We start from the raw sequence: 16,243 nt of genomic DNA on the forward strand, positions 1-16,243 counted from the left end.
ATGGAGATCATCAACAACGTCACTGACCTGCTGGGTGAGGACCTCAAAGCCGAGATTTCACCGGGCTCGAAGGTACGAATCGCCGCATCGACGTTCTCAATTTTTGCATTCGAGGCGCTCCGCAGAGAGCTGGAGCAGGTCGATGAGCTGGAGTTCATCTTCACCTCGCCTGCCTTTGCTACCGAGAAGGTGACCGACAAGCTCCGCAAGGAACGCCGTGAGTTCTTCGTGGCCCCGCCAGTGGAGTCAACCCTCGCGGGCTCTGAGTTCGAGATCAAGCTGCGCAACAAGCTGACTCAGCGTGCAATCGCCCGAGAATGTGCGGACTGGATTCGCGCCAAAGTTTCGTTCCGTTCAAACGCAAATGGCAATGCGATTCAGGCCCTCGCCGCGGTCGATGACCGTGCTGCATACTTCCCGATCCAGGGATTCACGACGACTGATCTTGGATACGAGCGCGGCTCGGCGGTTTCGAACGTGGTCACGAAGTTTGAGGGGGCAGCAGAGACGCAGCAGTTCCTCGCAATCTTTGACCAGATTTGGCACGACCCTGAACAGCTCAATGACGTCACACAAGCGGTTCACGATCACATCGCGACCGTCTATGCAGAGAACTCTCCCGCTCGCATCTACTTCCTTATCCTCTATAATCTGTTCTCCGAGTTCCTCGACGACATCAGCGAAGATGTGCTCCCGAACGACCGCACCGGATACCAGGAGACGAAGGTCTGGCAGAGCCTGTACAACTTTCAGCGCGATGCCGCTACGGGAATCATCAACAAGCTGGAGACGTATAACGGTTGTATCCTCGCGGACAGCGTCGGCCTGGGAAAGACGTTCACAGCACTTGCGGTGATCAAGTACTACGAGCTGCGGAACAAGTCGGTGCTCGTGCTGTGCCCGAAGAAGCTCGCTGAGAACTGGACGAACTACAACGCCAACCTCACGACGAACATCTTCGCTTCCGACCGGTTCAACTATGACGTCCTTGCCCACACGGACCTCTCTCGCACGAAGGGGGAGTCCCTCGGGTTGAGGCTGGACCGAATCAACTGGGGTAATTACGACCTGGTCGTGATCGACGAATCCCACAACTTCCGCAATGCTGACTATGCAGAAGAAAAGGAATCCCGCTACCAGCGACTCATGCGGCAGGTGATTCGCGAGGGCGTGAAGACCAAGGTGCTGATGCTTTCAGCGACTCCTGTGAATAACCGATTCAACGATCTGAAGAATCAACTCCAGCTTGCCTACGAGGGCGAGTCCGAGAACCTCGCTCAGCACCTGAACCTTTCGACGTCAGTTGAGAAAGTGTTCTCCGATGCGCAGCGTGTGTTCAACGAGTGGTCGAAGCTTGACGCTGCAGATCGGACAACCGATCGCATCCTGCAGATGCTCGACTTTGACTTCTTCGAACTGCTGGACTCGGTGACAATCGCCCGGTCACGAAAGCACATCCAGGCGTTCTATGACACAACAGAGATCGGGGCGTTCCCTGAGCGTCGACCACCGGTATCGATCCGTGAGCCCTTGACCGGCCTGCCAAATGTACCGACCTTCAACGAGATATTTGAGCAACTCGACGCGCTCACGATGGCGGTGTACACGCCATTGGAGTATGTCTTCAAGAGCAGGCTCTCGAAGTACGAAGACCTCTACAACGTCACTACAGGCACCGCCCGATCCAACCTTGGCCAGCGTGGGCGTGAGCAGGGGCTGAAGAAGCTTATGACCGTGAACCTACTCAAACGTCTGGAGAGTTCCGTCGACGCGTTCCGGCTCACGTTGGAAAAGATCCAGGCATCGGTGACCCGCACTTACCAGTTGATCGGAAACCACGCAGGAAACTTGGCAGACCTTAGTCCCGAACTCGCCGAGATGGACTTCGACGTTGATGACGAAGACGATGCCAACATTGAGGCGCTCTCGTATGGCGAGAAAATTAGGATCGACCTAAACGATATCGACATCGAGTCGTGGCAGCGCGACCTTTGGAACGACCGCGAAACGCTGCGCGAACTGCTCGACGAGATGAACAAGATCACGCCGGAGCACGATCTCAAGCTCCAGAAACTGAAGCGGATCATCGAGCACAAGGCACAGCATCCGATCAATGACGGCAACCGGAAAGTGCTCGTCTTCTCTGCGTTCGCTGACACGGCAAACTACCTGTACCGCGAACTCGCTCCTGCGCTGAAGGATGTCAGCCTCGACAGTGCCGTCATCACTGGTGGCGGGCATGGAGCAAAGACCACTCTTGGTACCGGACTCGACTTCCAGGAAGTCATGACCCTGTTTTCGCCACGCTCGAAGCAACGCGAGGTGACCATGCCGAACGACACGCGCAACCTCGATGTACTTATCGGTACGGACGTCATCAGCGAGGGCCAGAACCTTCAAGACTGCGACTACCTCGTCAACTACGACATCCACTGGAACCCCGTACGCATCATCCAGCGCTTCGGGCGAATCGACCGGATCGGGTCCACAAACAAAGAGATCCAGCTCGTCAACTTCTGGCCGGACATCTCTCTCGACGAGTACATCAACCTTAAGGACCGCGTCGAAAGCCGCATGGTGATCGCCGATATCGCCGGAACTGCCGACGACAATGTGCTCACCCTCGAAGACTCTGACGCGGTCTTTCGCAAGGAACAGCTCCGCAAACTCCAAGACGACGTCATCGAGCTGGAAGACGTCCGCACCGGAGTCTCAATTACCGACCTGGGTCTCAACGACTTCCGGATGGATCTGCTCGGCTACATACAGGAGTACGGCGATCTCGCCGCCGTACCCAAAGGGCTACACGCTGTGATCCCGGCGGCGCCAGACAAAGGCCTCGTGCCAGGTGTGATCTTTGCGCTCCGCAACGTCAACGCCGACGAACACATCAACCGAGGGAACCGACTCCACCCGCACTATCTCGTCTACCTCGACGAGCACGGCGACGTAGTTTCAAACCACACCGAAGCCAAGCACCTCCTCGACCTCCTTCGGAGCGGCTGCCGTCCCTTTGAAGAACCAGTCGAAGACGTCGTCAAAGCGTTCAACACGGCAACGGCCGAGGGGGCTCGCATGGGCAAGTACTCGGAGTTGCTCACTGATGCGATCCACTCGATGATCGAAGTCACCGAAGAACGTGACATCGACAGTCTCTTCACCGGCGGGCACACGACAGCGCTCACGCAGACGATCGCGGGGCTTGACGACTTCGAGTTGATCGCATTCATCGCAGTCGTCCACCCAAGCAGTGGCGGCGGTCACTCATGAGCGATGTGCTGTACCGATGGCCCGAAGCCGCGAAGTTCGGACGACGGATACCGAAAGAAAGGTTCTACGAGCAAGGCACAGTCTCGGCGTCGACACGAGAGCGCTTTGTCTCCGACGTTGCACGCATTACCTGGGCGTTCAAGCTTGCTGAAGCCACGATCCACCTTCCCGACAGCGAGTCCGTGCCTGAGATTCAGGTTCTCCGCATCGACGCTAAGGACGCAGACATCTCTGAACACGTGCTGGCGACGATTGACAAGACGATACCTTCACCCATCATCTTCGAACTGGTGCGAAACACCTCAGGAGATGAACAGGTGCGCATGGTGGCGGCTCACAAGCAGCCGGGCTCAAACTCTCCGAAGATCAGCCAGTACTTCAGCACCGGTTGGTTAGCCGCTGACGTTCACCGCCAGCCACTGCCAACGGCCATTAGCTTGCCCGCGCTGTACGCAGCTCTCCTGGAGCCTCTGATTGAGATAGAGGTGCGACCCGGCGAGGCGATGTCGGAGGTTGCTGACAGGCTTAAAGAGATCGGCAAGCTCGAACGCGAGATCGCTGCGCTCCGCCGCAAGATCAAGAACGAGAAGCAACTCAACCGCAAGATTGAGTTGCGCAAAGTCCTCATGACTAAAGAATCCGAGTTGGAACAGCAAAGGTAACACCGTGGAAAAACTACGAATGACGTCGCCAGACTTAACCGACGCCAACATCACGAAGCTCGCGGAACTGTTCCCGACTGTGGTCACAGAGACACTTGACGAAGACGGCAAACTCAAACGGGCGATCGATTTTGATCTCCTGAGGCAGGAGCTTTCTGACCACATCGTCGAAGGCCCGCAGGAGCGCTATCAGCTTGAATGGCCCGGCAAGCGTGCCGCCGCATTCACCGCCAACGCACCGATCGCGAAGACGCTCCGACCGGTGCGAGAAGAGTCCGTTGACTTCGATACTACGAAGAATCTCTTCATCGAGGGCGACAACCTTGACGCGCTCAAGCTTCTCCAAGAGTCCTACCTCGGCAAGGTTAAGCTGATCTATATCGATCCGCCGTACAACACTGGTAATGACTTCATCTACGAAGACGATTTTGCCGAGTCAAGCGAGGAGTATCTCGCACGCTCCGGTCAGCGATCAGATTCTGGAGAACGCCTCGTCGCAAACCCGGAATCGAATGGGCGTTTCCATTCAGACTGGTTGAGCATGATGTACCCGAGGCTTAGGCTTTCCAGAAACCTTCTTAGCGATGATGGGCTCTTCGTAGCTTCAATTGATGAGAATGAAGTATCGAACCTTCGCGCTCTCTGCGATGAGGTCTTTGGTGCTGCAAACTTCGTGTTTCAGATTGCCGTCTTGAGTAATCCAAAGGGTCGCAACCAGGACAAGTATGTTGCGCGGTGCCATGAATACTTGGTTGGATATTCTCGACAGAGACTGCCGAAAGGTGCAGTAAGCGTCCCTCGACCAACTTCGGAGATTGAGAAGAATTTTCGACTCAGGGACGATCGAGGTGCCTATCGTGAGCTTGAACTGAGGAATACGCATCGAGAGTTTGGTCGATTTAACCGGCCAAACTTGTATTACCCGTTTTTCGTCGATGCGGTGGGAACAGTTAGTCTCAACGAGGTTCCGGGGTCTACCACTGTCTTGCCAAACTGGGATGACGGGTTCGAGGGTTGTTGGACATGGTCCGCGGCTAAATCTCAAGAGCAGATTGATGAACTCGTCGGAAAGCAAGTAGGTGGCAATTGGAAGGTCTACCGTAAGGCTTACGCCATCGGCGAGGACGGCGTGTCCATGAAGCAAGTCAAGTCTCTCTGGGCCGAGAGACAGTTCCATACTGAGGTTGGACAAGCAGACTTTGGCGAACTATTTGGCAATCGTGAGAAATTGTTTCAGGCGCCCAAGCCTGTAGACCTTGTGCGACAAGTAATCATGATGGGGGCCGCTGAGGACTCGATCATTCTTGACTTTTTCGCCGGTTCGGGGACTACGGCACACGCGGTTCTTGAAGCGAATGCTGAAGATGGTGGATCTCGGCGCTTCATTCTAGTTCAGCTAGATGAAGAAACTGACCCTCTCTCCGAGGCCGCGAAAGCCGGGTACCGAACGATCTCGCAGCTATCCCGCGAGAGGGTAAGGCGTGCTGCTCAGGCAGTTGATTTCGGCGAACAAGCGAGTGCGAGTATTGACCGGGGATTCCGCGCGCTACGGGTTGACAGCACAAACATGATTGATGTTGCGTGCTCACCGGATGATCTGGTTCAAGCCTCACTTTCTGGGTTTGCCAACAGCGTCAAAGAAGGACGAGGTGAAGAAGATCTTTTGTTCCAAGTCTTGCTTGAAGCCGGGCTGGAAATCACGGAGCCTGTCTCGGCTGAAACGCTTGCTGGCCAGCGCTACTGGACGTTCGCGGGCGATGCGCTCATGGCATGCTTCGCAGACGAGGTCACCGACGTCGTTGTACGAACGATTGCTGTGCGACGTCCACTACGTGCGGTGTTCAAGGACTCAGGTTTCGCCAATGATTCCGCGCGTATCAACGCCGAGCAAATCTTCCGAGAGCTGTCGCCCGAGACCGAAGTAAGGACAATCTGACTCAATGAAACTTCAGTTCAAGGTACAGCCCTACCAGACCGCGGCGGTTGATTCGGTCGTCAACGTGTTCGACGGACAACCGTACGCTGACGGCGTGAGGTACCGCGTCGACCCCGGTAAGAGCGCCGCCCCGGCGCTGCTCGACGACGCAGGGTTCCGCAACGCCGAGCTCACCCTCACATCTTCACAAATCCTAACGAATCTCCATAACATCCAGCAGTCCCGTGGTCTGCCGTTGTCGAAGGAATTGAAGGACCCGGTCAAGGTTTCTGCGGCCTCTCTCAATCTCGATATTGAGATGGAGACCGGCACCGGGAAAACCTACGTCTACATCAAAACGATCATGGAGCTGCATAAGCGGTATGGCTGGTCGAAGTACATTGTCGTTGTGCCGTCGATTGCGATCCGTGAAGGTGTTAAGAAGTCGTTCGACATCACCGCCGATCATTTCCAACAGCATTACGGCACCAAACCACGCACGTTCGTCTACAACTCGTCGCGCCTCCATGAGCTGGAACGATTCTCGTCTGATGCGGGCGTGCAGGTGATGATCATCAACGTCCAAGCCTTCAACGCCACAGGTAAGGACGCGCGCCGAATCTATGAGGTGTTGGACGACTTCCAGTCTCGTAAGCCAATCGATGTGATCGCGGCAAACCGCCCAATTCTCATTATTGATGAACCGCAGAAGATCGAGGGAGACGTGAAGAAGCCGTCCAAGTCGCTCGCGGCGCTTGGTCAGTTCAACGCTCTGTTCGCGATCCGCTACTCTGCGACGCACAAGATACCGCGCACGAAGGTGCACCGTCTCGATGCAGTGGACGCGTACAACCAGAAGTTGGTGAAGAAGATCGCAGTGCGTGGCATCACTGTCAAACAGCTGGCGGGAAGTAGCGCCTATCTGTACGTTGACGGCCTAGAGATCGGGAAGGGCGCTGACTTCCCAAAGGCACGTGTCGAGCTTGAAGTCCAGACTGCTCAGGGCATCCGACGGCAAGTCAAACGACTCAGCCAGGGCATGAACCTCCACGACATCTCCGGCGGTATCGAGGCATACAAGGGACTCTTCATTCGAGATGTCGACGCGAACCGCGACATCATCGAACTTAGCAACGGCGACATCCTCGGCGCGGGTGAGGTCACCCAAGACGTGACAGACGACACCAAACGTCGCATTCAAATCCGCGAAGTGATCCGCGCCCACCTCGACAAGGAACGGGAGCTGTTCACGCAAGGCATCAAGACGTTGTCGCTGTTCTTCATCGATGAAGTGGCAAAGTATCGTGACTACGATCGCGAAGACACACTTGGCGACTACGCCAGGATGTTCGAGGAAGAGTACGAGGCAGTGCTCGCTGACACCCTCGCACAGCTCGACTTGGACGAGGCAGCCGAACGGTACCGAAAACATGTCGAAGCCATCCCAGTTCGTGCGACGCACGAGGGCTACTTCTCGATCGACAAGAAAACGGGACGCTCAGTCGATGGCAAAATCGCCGCCCGTGGCGACTTCGCTGGTATGTCGGACGACGTTGACGCCTACGATCTGATCTTAAAAGACAAGGAACGCCTCCTCTCGTTCGAGGAACCGGTGCGGTTCATCTGGTCACACTCTGCGCTTCGCGAGGGCTGGGACAACCCGAACGTGTTCGTTATGGGAATGCTCAAGAAGAGCGATAACACCACCACGAGACGGCAAGAGATTGGCCGCGGACTAAGACTTTCAGTCGATCAACACGGCGAACGAATGGATAACCCGGTCACAGTTCACGACATCAACGAGCTGACCGTTGTTACTGATGAGTCGTACACCGACTTCGTGACAGCGTTGCAGAAGGAGATCGTTGAGTCCTTGTCTGCCCGTCCACGCAAGGCGAGTGTGGACTACTTCGTTGGCAAGCACATCACCATCGAGGACGGGTCCACAAGCGTGCTGGAGCAGGTTGTCGCACAGGCGCTCTACGACCACCTCATCCGACACGACTACATTGACGATGACGGACACGTCACTGAGGCGTACAAGGAAGCCCGGGCGGAGGGAGTGCTTGCCTCGCCAACTTCAGAGGTGCTGCTCCCCGTGGTCGACTTCGTCTGGCCACTTGTCGATGCCTTGTACCTCGACATGCCTAAGCCGGTTGACGGCCGCAAGCCCAAGAAGATTCCCCTCAACGAGGCGAACTTCTATAGGCGCGAGTTCCAGGAACTGTGGGGCCGCATCAATCACAAAGCGGTTTACCAAGTCAAGTTCGACTCGGAAGAGCTGATCACCAACTGCGTTCAGGTGCTCGACAAGTCACTCAACGTCACCGTCATGCAGTACGTCGTGGAGAGCGGCAAGCAAGTCGTCGAACTCGAAGTCGAGCAACTCGAAACAGGTACCGGCTTCAAGGTCTCCGAGACGAAAATCGAGCAGTCAGCCGTCTCGGCGGGCTCGACCGTCAAGTACGACTTGCTTGGAGAGATTGCGGAGAAAACGCAACTCACCCGGCGTACGTGCGCGGCGATTCTGACCGGCATAAACCCGGCGACGTTCGCGAAGTTCAAACAAAACCCGGAGCAATTCATCACCGAGGCTTCGCGGCTGATCAACGAGCAGAAGGCGACCGTAATCGTCGAGCACCTCGCATACGACTCTTTGGAAGACCGGTTTGACTCTGCCATCTTCACGGAGAACCAGACAGCCCAAGATCTGTCGAAGGCGGGCGACAAGCTCAAGAAGAGCGTTTACGAATACGTCGTCACCGATTCCAAGATTGAACGTGCCTTCGTGAGTGAACTGGACACGAGTCAGGAGGTCGCGGTCTACGCCAAGCTGCCGCGCGGGTTCTTCATCCCCACCCCAGTCGGCGACTACAACCCCGACTGGGCGATCGCTTTCACCGAGGGGACAGTCAAGCATGTCTACTTTGTTGCAGAGACGAAGGGTTCGCTCTCGACTCTTCAATTGAAGGGGGTCGAAGACGCGAAGATTGAGTGCGCCCGTAAGTTCTTCGCATCGCTCAACGCGAAGAACGGCGATGATGTCAAGTACGACGTCGTCACCGACTACTCTGAGCTGATGCAGTTGGTTACGGCATGAGCGACAGCAGAATCCCGTATGACAGGAGGGCCGAGGCTGAAGCGGTTCTTGAAACCGAGCCGAGCCGCCTCGGTGACACGTTCAGAGGTGACCGTGAAGGGCTGACGCTTGAGCAGCAAGCCGAGCTTGCTGGAGCGAAGGCCGGGAATTACGGGTACAACAACCGGGTCACGATTGCGGCCTTGACCGAGGGATTTCTCCCGGCGGGGCCAACTCTTGCGCTGCAGGCTGCACGCCGAGTTCGAACCCTCCTGAAACGACCAGACCTTTCACCCGAACTGAGGGCGGACTGGATACTGCTTGAAGAGCAACTGACTGCGCGTGCGGAGGACCGCGTCGCCGCTGAAGTCGAAGATGCTGCTACGGCAAAGGCCACTGTGGAAGCCGAGGCTGCAGGTACACCCGGCATCTACGTCTATACACTGCCGCACTACTTGAAGTACCCCGTTGACCCCGACACAGGGAAGACCCTGCTGAAGGTCGGGCACTCGTCCCGTGACGCATTGCATCGCGCGGGGTCGCAGGGCAGGTTTACGGCGCTACCCGAAGATCCGATCCTGCTTCGTATTTACCCTGTGGTCATGTCCAACGACGTTGAGAGGAAGTTTCACGAGTGGCTCCGCATGGCGGACCATCACGGTACCCGCACGCGTCGAGGGGGCACTGAGTGGTTCCTCACCTCAACGAAGTTCCTTGACCACATTGCCGAGCACCTCGGATTGGAGCGTAAGACCATCAACGATCTCGACGTAGGGGATGACTAGTGTGTCGATTGATCGTTCCTCTCTACTTGTAGATCGTCCAGTCCTCGCATCAATCACCGATGAGGTCCGATCTGCGATTGAGACCATAGATGCGGAGCCGAGCCGAGGACTGAAGCGCTTGTTTCCCGCGATGTGGTGTGAGTACGCCTCGATCGTTCTGGCTGAAGTGCTCGAATCGCGTGGCCTCGGAACGTGGGCGTTCGTAGATGCTGGGCACCACGACCAGCCGAACGGACATGCTTGGCTCGAGCTTCGCCACCAATCGGGCCTGCGACTATGGACTATTGATTCGACGGTTGACCAATTTAGTTGGGGCGGTGACACGCCGTACATCGGCAAGGCACAAACTCCTGCGGCGCAGACCTTCAATCGAATTCGGTTCGAAGGTCACTGGAGTGACTGGCCCGTACTCAGTCACAATCCGTCGTATCGCGCTTACCTTGAAGCCTTCGCTGCGCGCTCAGGCTTGCTTTAAATTGGCAACGTGTCCTCACGCCTCTGGCAGATCGAGGTTCTGACCCTTTCTGACCACCTCCTTCATAACGAAGGAAAGGTGCTCGACCATGACGGTGTCAATGCGGGTGATGTCTGCCGGTGACGGGTACAAGTACCTGCTGCGCACAGTCGCGGCGGGCGACGGAGACCGGTCATTAACGACGCCGTTGACTCGTTACTACTCCGCTGAAGGGACGCCGCCAGGCCGGTGGATGGGGGCAGGGCTTTCGGCGCTCGGTAGCGGGCAGCTGGTGCCTGGTGACGAAGTCAGTGAAGCACAGCTTCAGCTCCTCGTCGGTATGGGGCGCGATCCAATAACCCGCGCACCTTTGGGTCGGGCGTACCCGGTCTATAAGAGTGTCGAACAGCGCGTTCAAGCCCGAGTCGAGGCGCTCAATTCGTTGCTGAGCCCGGTCGAACGAGGCCGAGCGATTGCGGCCATCGAAGCCGAGGAAGCTGAACGAGGTGGTCGCAAAGCCGTTGCCGGTTTCGACTTCACCCTTTCCATCCCAAAGTCGGCGAGCGTGCTCTGGGCAGTCGCCGACGCAGGGACCCAGGCGTTGATCGCGGAAGCGCATCATGCTGCGGTTGCGCAGATGGTTGCGTACATGGAACGCGAGGTTGCATTCACCCGTGCAGGTGCAAGCGCAGGCAACGGTGCGGTTGCACAAGTTGATGTGCGCGGCGTGATCGCAACTGCTTACGATCACTACGATTCACGCGCCGGTGATCCGCACTTGCACACGCACGTCGTCATCAGCAACAAAGTGCAGACCGTGCTCGATAGCAAGTGGAGGTCTCTCGATAGTCGGCCGATGCATGCCGCGACGGTTGCGATCTCAGAACTGCACGAAGCGGTGTTCGCAGATCATCTGACCCGAATTCTCGGTGTCGAATGGGAACTTCGAGCGATGGGACGCAACCGCAACCCGGGCTGGGCGATCAATTCGGTGCCTGAATCCATTGCTTCCGAGTTCTCAACGCGCTCCCGCCACATTGACGTTGAAACCGACAGGCTCATTGATGAGTACGTTGAGCGGCATGGGCGCAGGCCGAACGCCGCGGTGATTATGAAGTTGCGAGCACAGGCAACACTCTCGACGCGGCCGGAGAAGACCTTGCACTCGCTCGCCGACTTGACTACTGGGTGGCGTGACCGGGCGAACAGGATTCTGGGCGAGGATGCAACCACGTGGGCGCGGCGGGTTGCATCGAACAATCAGCCGTTGCTGTTTCGTGCAGATGACATTCCGCTCGACGTGCTTCGATCGATCGGTGAGAGCGTGGTTGCTGCCGTTGGTGAAAAGCGTTCAACCTGGCGGCGTTGGAACCTCACCGCAGAAGCGGCACGACAGACCATGGGTTACCGGTTTGCATCGATGGAGGATCGCGAAGCCGTCGTCGGGCTCGTGGTCGATGCCGCCCAGCAAGCGTCCCTGCGGCTGACTCCATTCGAGTTGGCTTCCAGTCCTGTGGAGTTTCGGCGAAGCGATCAGTCATCGGTGTTCAGGCCGAAGAACTCAACCGTGTATTCGTCGAACCTGCTACTCGAAGCCGAGGATCGACTACTTGAACTCAGTCGCGACGTCAGCGCTCCGACGGTGCCTCTGGCGGTGATCGAGAAGTCGGCGCGTACGCCTGATCGTGAGAAGTGCGTGCTCGGGGACGATCAGGCAGAAGCCCTCACTCGGATCGCGGTCTCGGGCCGTGTTGTCGATCTGCTGGTAGGTCCTGCAGGCGCAGGGAAGACAACCGCGATGCGTGCACTACGAACTGCATGGGAGTCAGTCCATGGAACAGGCTCTGTTGTGGGGCTCGCGCCTTCAGCTGGTGCGGCGGAGGTGCTCGCCGAGGACCTCGGGATCGCAACCGAGAACACTGCGAAATGGTGGCAGAACCACCTGGTCACCGGTGAAGGGTTCTCTGCTGGTCAACTGGTGATCCTCGACGAAGCATCTCTCGCGGGAACACTTTCGCTTGACCGCATCGCAGGCCTAGCGGCGTCAGCTGGTGCGAAAGTACTGCTCGTCGGTGACTATGCGCAGCTCCAATCGGTCGATGCAGGCGGAGCCTTCGGGCTACTCGCACACAGCCGAGACGACGTTCCCGAACTCGTCGATGTGCACCGCTTCACCCACATCTGGGAGAAAACCACTTCGCTTAATCTGCGGCACGGCCGCACCGAAGCCATCGACGCCTATCACCAGCACTCCCGCATCCTCGATGGTGAGACCGAAGCCATGGTCGATGCCGCGTACGAGGCCTGGCGAGCGGATCGAGCGGCGGGGCGATCCTCGATATTGATCTCTGACTCCAATGAGTCAGTAGCCGCACTCAACAACAGAGCACGTACCGACCTGATCCTTGACGGTACCGTGCGCGGGCCGCGCGAAGCGATGCTGCACGATGACAGTCGAGCGGCCGCCGGTGACACGGTGATCACGCGCAAGAATGAGCGCAGGCTCGTTGCGGGGCGCCGATGGGTGCGCAACGGTGACCGATGGACGGTACTCGATGTGCGGACCGATGGTGCGGTCGTCGTCCGTCGGCTTGGAGCGACCAGGGGGTGCTCTGTTGTGTTGCCCGCTGACTATGTTGCCGAGCATCTGGAGCTGGGATATGCGGTCACCTCGTATCGCGCTCAGGGGGTCACGACCGACACTGCGCATGTGCTCGTCGACTCGTCGATGACGCGCGAGAACCTGTACGTTGCTATGACCCGCGGTCGTGAGCGGAACCAGGCGTATGTAACGGTGGATCGACCAGACTCTTTGCACAGTGGACCGCACCCTGCTGATGATGGTGAGGCAACAGCCAGGAGTGTTCTCTATGGTGTGTTGCAAAACGTTGGTGCGGAACTCTCGGCTCATGAATCGCTCGTTGCCGAGCAAGAGACCTGGGGTACGATCGCACAGTTTGCGGCAGAGTACGAGACCATCGCAGCCGCTGCGCAGCGAGACCGCTGGGCATCGCTGATTCGTGCATCGGGGCTCTCAGAAGGTGACGCTGTCGCTGCGATCGAGTCCGATGCCTTCGGCCCGCTGGCTGCCGATCTACGTCGCGCTGAAGCTAACCACCATGATGTCGATGCGCTGCTGCCTCGGCTGGTGCGCGCACGAGGATTCGGTGATGCAGATGATGTTGCAGCAGTGTTGCGGCATCGGGTCGCGGTGGCCACTGCACGTTCCACTGGGGCAAGGCGTGCGCGCAACACCCCAAGGTTGATCGCTGGGCTCGTGCCCGAGGCAACCGGGATTATGAGCGACGACATGGTGGTCGCGCTTACGGAGCGTCGGGCCTTGATGGAAGAGCGTGCTGATGCGGTGCTCGACCGTGATGTTGCTGGCGGAGCAAGATGGGTCGGTTCACTTGGGGCCGTGCCGACTGATCCACGACGTGCAACCGCGTGGCGACGGTCAGCTCGCGTCATTGCTGCTTACCGTGACCGCTACCAGATCACCAGCGACGCAGCGCTCGGCGCACCACCCGACGCGACCACTCAGAAGATCGACCGCGCACGCGCTGAAGCAGCATTGCGTACGATCGAGAAACTCAACCGCCCACGCCACCCAGAAGCGCCCGTGCGTGCAGCAGAGCCCCGCGGGTTGCGCTTGTGAAAGGATTGCTCACATCCCTTGCGGGGTAATGCTCCGCGGACGTGAATGCCACTGCTTGTACTGGTGTGTTTGGTTGAATACCGGCTGAGGCGGTTGTTGCGACTCAGATGCGAGAAGCAATCGCTCGAAGTCGAAACTGCCAGAAACTAGCTGTGCGCGGCGGTCTCGAATCGCCTGATTCGTGCCGTAGCTCGCTGCGCTCGTGACCGGGCCTGGGACCGCACCCACGATGCGGCCGAGATCCTGCGCCTCTTGGGCGGTGCGCATGCTGCCAGAGTGGGCGCCAGCCTCAACGATGACGGTGGCACCCGCGAGTGCCGCCTGAAGGCGCGCCCTGTCGATGAAACGCTGTCGGGTTGGTGCGGACCCGGGCGGCACCTCAGATATGACAAGCCCGCGCTGGGCGATCCTTTCGAGGAGCTGATTGTGAGCTGCCGGGTACGGGCGGTCGATACCCGACGCCATCACTGCGATCGTGCTGCCACCCCCGGCAAGTGCGGCGCGGTGAGCGGAACCTTCGATGCCGTAGGCGGCACCAGCCACGACCGTTCGGCCTTTCTCGGAGAGGCCGCTTGCGATTTCTTCGGCGACGGAAGTGCCGTAGCCGGTAGCTGCGCGTGCTCCCGTAATTGTGACGCGGTCAGCAGCATCTCCACGGAGCAGATCGGTGTTGCCGTTTACCCAGAGCCCGTAAGGGGTGCGGTCACCGAGGTCGTTCAATGAGGAAGGCCAGTCGGCGTCGGAAGGAATGATGAACCGATCTCGTGCGCTCTTTGCCATGAGGGAGGCGGCTTGACCCACGCCGTGATGAGTGCGAATATGTTCGCGCCAGACCGCAGCTTCGGCGCGATCCATGCCGGGTATCTCAGTGTCGCGATCTGCAAGCGCGATCAACTCTTCTGCGCCAACGCGGGTGAGTAATCGTCCGGTTGCCTCGTCGTTAGGCGTGCCGACAAGCGAGAGCAGCAGGCGTGCGGATCGCTCGTCTCGTACGAGATCGGAGAGGGTAGGCATCAGCTGGCTCCTTCGTTGTCAATGCTCACCACTTCGTTGTCAAAGCTCACCACACAGGTGCGTCCCCAGGGCCACAACACAGTCACTCGAAGATATGTTCGATAGAATGCTCGGCGATGCAAAATCCCGAACCCCTGCTGCTCACGCTCGACGTTTCACTGCCAGTCGCACCCGAGGCTGCGCAGTGCGGGTTTCCGAGCCCAGCCCAAGACTACCCAACTGAAGAGCTGAGCCTTGTCGAGCATCTCATTCGCGACCGTGCGGCCACCTACTTTTGGCGAGCTGCGGGGCGGTCGATGGAGCCCCTGATTCCAGACGGGGCGCTGCTGATCGTTGATCGCGGTGTCACGCCAGTGCCCGGGCGCATCGTGGTTGCGATTGTTGACGGCGAGTATACGGTGAAGCGCCTGCATGTTGACCAGAGTGGTCAGGTCACGCTGCGGGCCGAAAACCCAGGGTTTCCGCACCTCGTGCTGCCCGAGCTGAGCGAGATGACGGTGTGGGGCGTCGTCACGTTCATCATCAGCCCGGCCTCATAATCTCGGTGGCTCGGTGCGCACTCAACCGTCACTCAACAAGAGTCGCAGAGAACCTGAGAGGGGCTGTTGTTCACCCCTGCTCAGGTCCCTGCTTCTATCGCACTTAGGGCCGAGGATGCTTGACGTCCAGGGCAGCGAATATACGAGCGCCTAGAGCCTCCTGGTGCCGCCGGTACTCGCGCGGCGTCAGCCCACGGGCTACGAGTTCGCGAGCACGCTCGGGATAACCGAACACCTCGGGCAACCCACCGGCCTGCAATTGCCGCATGGCCTCGTGGCGCACCTGCGAGCCGGGGTGGGTGAAGCCGTGCGGCTCGTACTGAAACAGATTCCAGCACCAGGCGACGGCGTCGCCCCGGCTGAACCCTGCCCAGCGACCTTCATTGATCACCCGATCATCGTTGGGGTTGGACAGCGCCTCCTCGATCTTCGCCCAACCGAGCAAGCGGCGCTCCTCAGCAGCAGACTCCCGCTGGTTTTTTGCTTCCTGCTCGGCGTTCTCGACCGCGCCTCTGACTAGCTCGTTGAGCTGATCCGCAGAGATCTCGCTGCCTCCCGTGTCACCGACGAAGCCGACCGGCGGATGGGCCGCCAGCACTGCGAGTGCGGCTTGCTCGGCTTCGAACTCATGCCCTGACTGAAACGGGACGTGCTGGTAACGCAAGTTGAGTTCGCCCCACCAGCCGTCGCGGTGGGTGAACCTGTTCTTTGACGTAGGCATGTTGAATGCCCCTCTCCGGGGCATCGCCCCATCGGATCTTGCATCACGAGGTTTCGTGAGCCCGTTCTTCCCCTGGGACACCCGGGAATCGATGGATTCGGGTTGTCGCGCGACCAGCCAGGTACCTACGGTCACGACTCTTGAAC

General features: G+C 58.5%; 9 protein-coding genes and 1 riboswitch. Of the genes, 7 read left to right on the forward strand and 2 right to left on the reverse strand.

The genetic code is table 11. The features are described 5' to 3' along the window. The 6 genes from ABFX18_RS00330 to mobF all read left to right on the forward strand — a co-directional run bounded on the left by ABFX18_RS00330 (position 1) and on the right by mobF (position 13,823). Positions 1 to 3,270, forward strand: a complete 3,270-nt coding sequence (locus ABFX18_RS00330; protein WP_346056913.1) for a helicase-related protein — start codon at positions 1 to 3, stop codon at positions 3,268 to 3,270. Further along, on the forward strand, positions 3,267 to 3,932 hold the full coding sequence (locus ABFX18_RS00335) for a DUF4391 domain-containing protein (protein ID WP_346056915.1): 666 nt from the start codon (positions 3,267 to 3,269) through the stop codon (positions 3,930 to 3,932). The genes ABFX18_RS00330 and ABFX18_RS00335 overlap by 4 nt, the downstream gene beginning before the upstream one ends. 4 nt (positions 3,933 to 3,936) lie before the next feature. Beyond that, positions 3,937 to 5,868: a site-specific DNA-methyltransferase gene (locus tag ABFX18_RS00340; protein WP_346056917.1), complete on the forward strand. Its 1,932-nt coding sequence runs from the start codon at positions 3,937 to 3,939 to the stop codon at positions 5,866 to 5,868. A gap of 4 nt (positions 5,869 to 5,872) precedes the next feature. Beyond that, positions 5,873 to 8,947 (forward strand): type III restriction-modification system endonuclease, encoded by a 3,075-nt coding sequence (locus ABFX18_RS00345; RefSeq protein ID WP_346056919.1) that lies wholly within the window; start codon positions 5,873 to 5,875, stop codon positions 8,945 to 8,947. Beyond that, positions 8,944 to 9,711, forward strand: coding sequence for a hypothetical protein (locus tag ABFX18_RS00350; RefSeq protein ID WP_346056921.1), 768 nt, complete (start codon positions 8,944 to 8,946; stop codon positions 9,709 to 9,711). Before ABFX18_RS00345 ends, ABFX18_RS00350 begins: the two co-directional genes overlap by 4 nt. Before the next feature lie 563 nt (positions 9,712 to 10,274). Next, positions 10,275 to 13,823 carry a MobF family relaxase gene (gene mobF / locus ABFX18_RS00355; RefSeq protein WP_346056923.1) on the forward strand — a complete coding sequence of 1,183 codons (3,549 nt, stop codon included), beginning with the start codon at positions 10,275 to 10,277 and terminating at the stop codon, positions 13,821 to 13,823. A 9-nt stretch (positions 13,824 to 13,832) separates the two neighbouring features. Here mobF and ABFX18_RS00360 read toward each other — a convergent pair whose 3' ends face one another. Next, positions 13,833 to 14,837, reverse strand: coding sequence for a DNA-processing protein DprA (locus tag ABFX18_RS00360; protein WP_346056925.1), 1,005 nt, complete (start codon positions 14,835 to 14,837; stop codon positions 13,833 to 13,835). Between the two features lie 116 nt (positions 14,838 to 14,953). Here ABFX18_RS00360 and ABFX18_RS00365 point away from each other — a divergent pair, with 116 nt between their 5' ends. Further along, a complete protein-coding gene (locus ABFX18_RS00365) occupies positions 14,954 to 15,376 on the forward strand; it encodes a LexA family protein (protein ID WP_346056927.1) in 423 nt (140 codons plus the stop codon). Positions 15,377 to 15,479: 103 nt separating this feature from the next. Here ABFX18_RS00365 and ABFX18_RS00370 read toward each other — a convergent pair whose 3' ends face one another. Then, positions 15,480 to 16,097 carry a hypothetical protein gene (locus ABFX18_RS00370; protein WP_346056929.1) on the reverse strand — a complete coding sequence of 206 codons (618 nt, stop codon included), beginning with the start codon at positions 16,095 to 16,097 and terminating at the stop codon, positions 15,480 to 15,482. A gap of 29 nt (positions 16,098 to 16,126) precedes the next feature. Next, positions 16,127 to 16,243, reverse strand: a riboswitch (SAM riboswitch).

Source organism: Leucobacter alluvii (assembly GCF_039530485.1).
In the GTDB taxonomy this organism is placed as follows: domain Bacteria; phylum Actinomycetota; class Actinomycetes; order Actinomycetales; family Microbacteriaceae; genus Leucobacter; species Leucobacter alluvii.

What these genes read in the sequence shown, in the direction of transcription:
- ABFX18_RS00330 (WP_346056913.1), top strand. Translation starts at nt 1, where the DNA reads ATGGAGATCATCAACAACGTCACTGACCTGCTGGGTGAGGACCTCAAA.
- ABFX18_RS00335 (WP_346056915.1), top strand. Translation starts at nt 3,267, where the DNA reads ATGAGCGATGTGCTGTACCGATGGCCCGAAGCCGCGAAGTTCGGACGA.
- ABFX18_RS00345 (WP_346056919.1), top strand. Translation starts at nt 5,873, where the DNA reads ATGAAACTTCAGTTCAAGGTACAGCCCTACCAGACCGCGGCGGTTGAT.
- ABFX18_RS00350 (WP_346056921.1), top strand. Translation starts at nt 8,944, where the DNA reads ATGAGCGACAGCAGAATCCCGTATGACAGGAGGGCCGAGGCTGAAGCG.
- mobF (WP_346056923.1), top strand. Translation starts at nt 10,275, where the DNA reads ATGACGGTGTCAATGCGGGTGATGTCTGCCGGTGACGGGTACAAGTAC.
- ABFX18_RS00360 (WP_346056925.1), bottom strand. Translation starts at nt 14,837, where the DNA reads ATGCCTACCCTCTCCGATCTCGTACGAGACGAGCGATCCGCACGCCTG.
- ABFX18_RS00365 (WP_346056927.1), top strand. Translation starts at nt 14,954, where the DNA reads ATGCAAAATCCCGAACCCCTGCTGCTCACGCTCGACGTTTCACTGCCA.
- ABFX18_RS00370 (WP_346056929.1), bottom strand. Translation starts at nt 16,097, where the DNA reads ATGCCTACGTCAAAGAACAGGTTCACCCACCGCGACGGCTGGTGGGGC.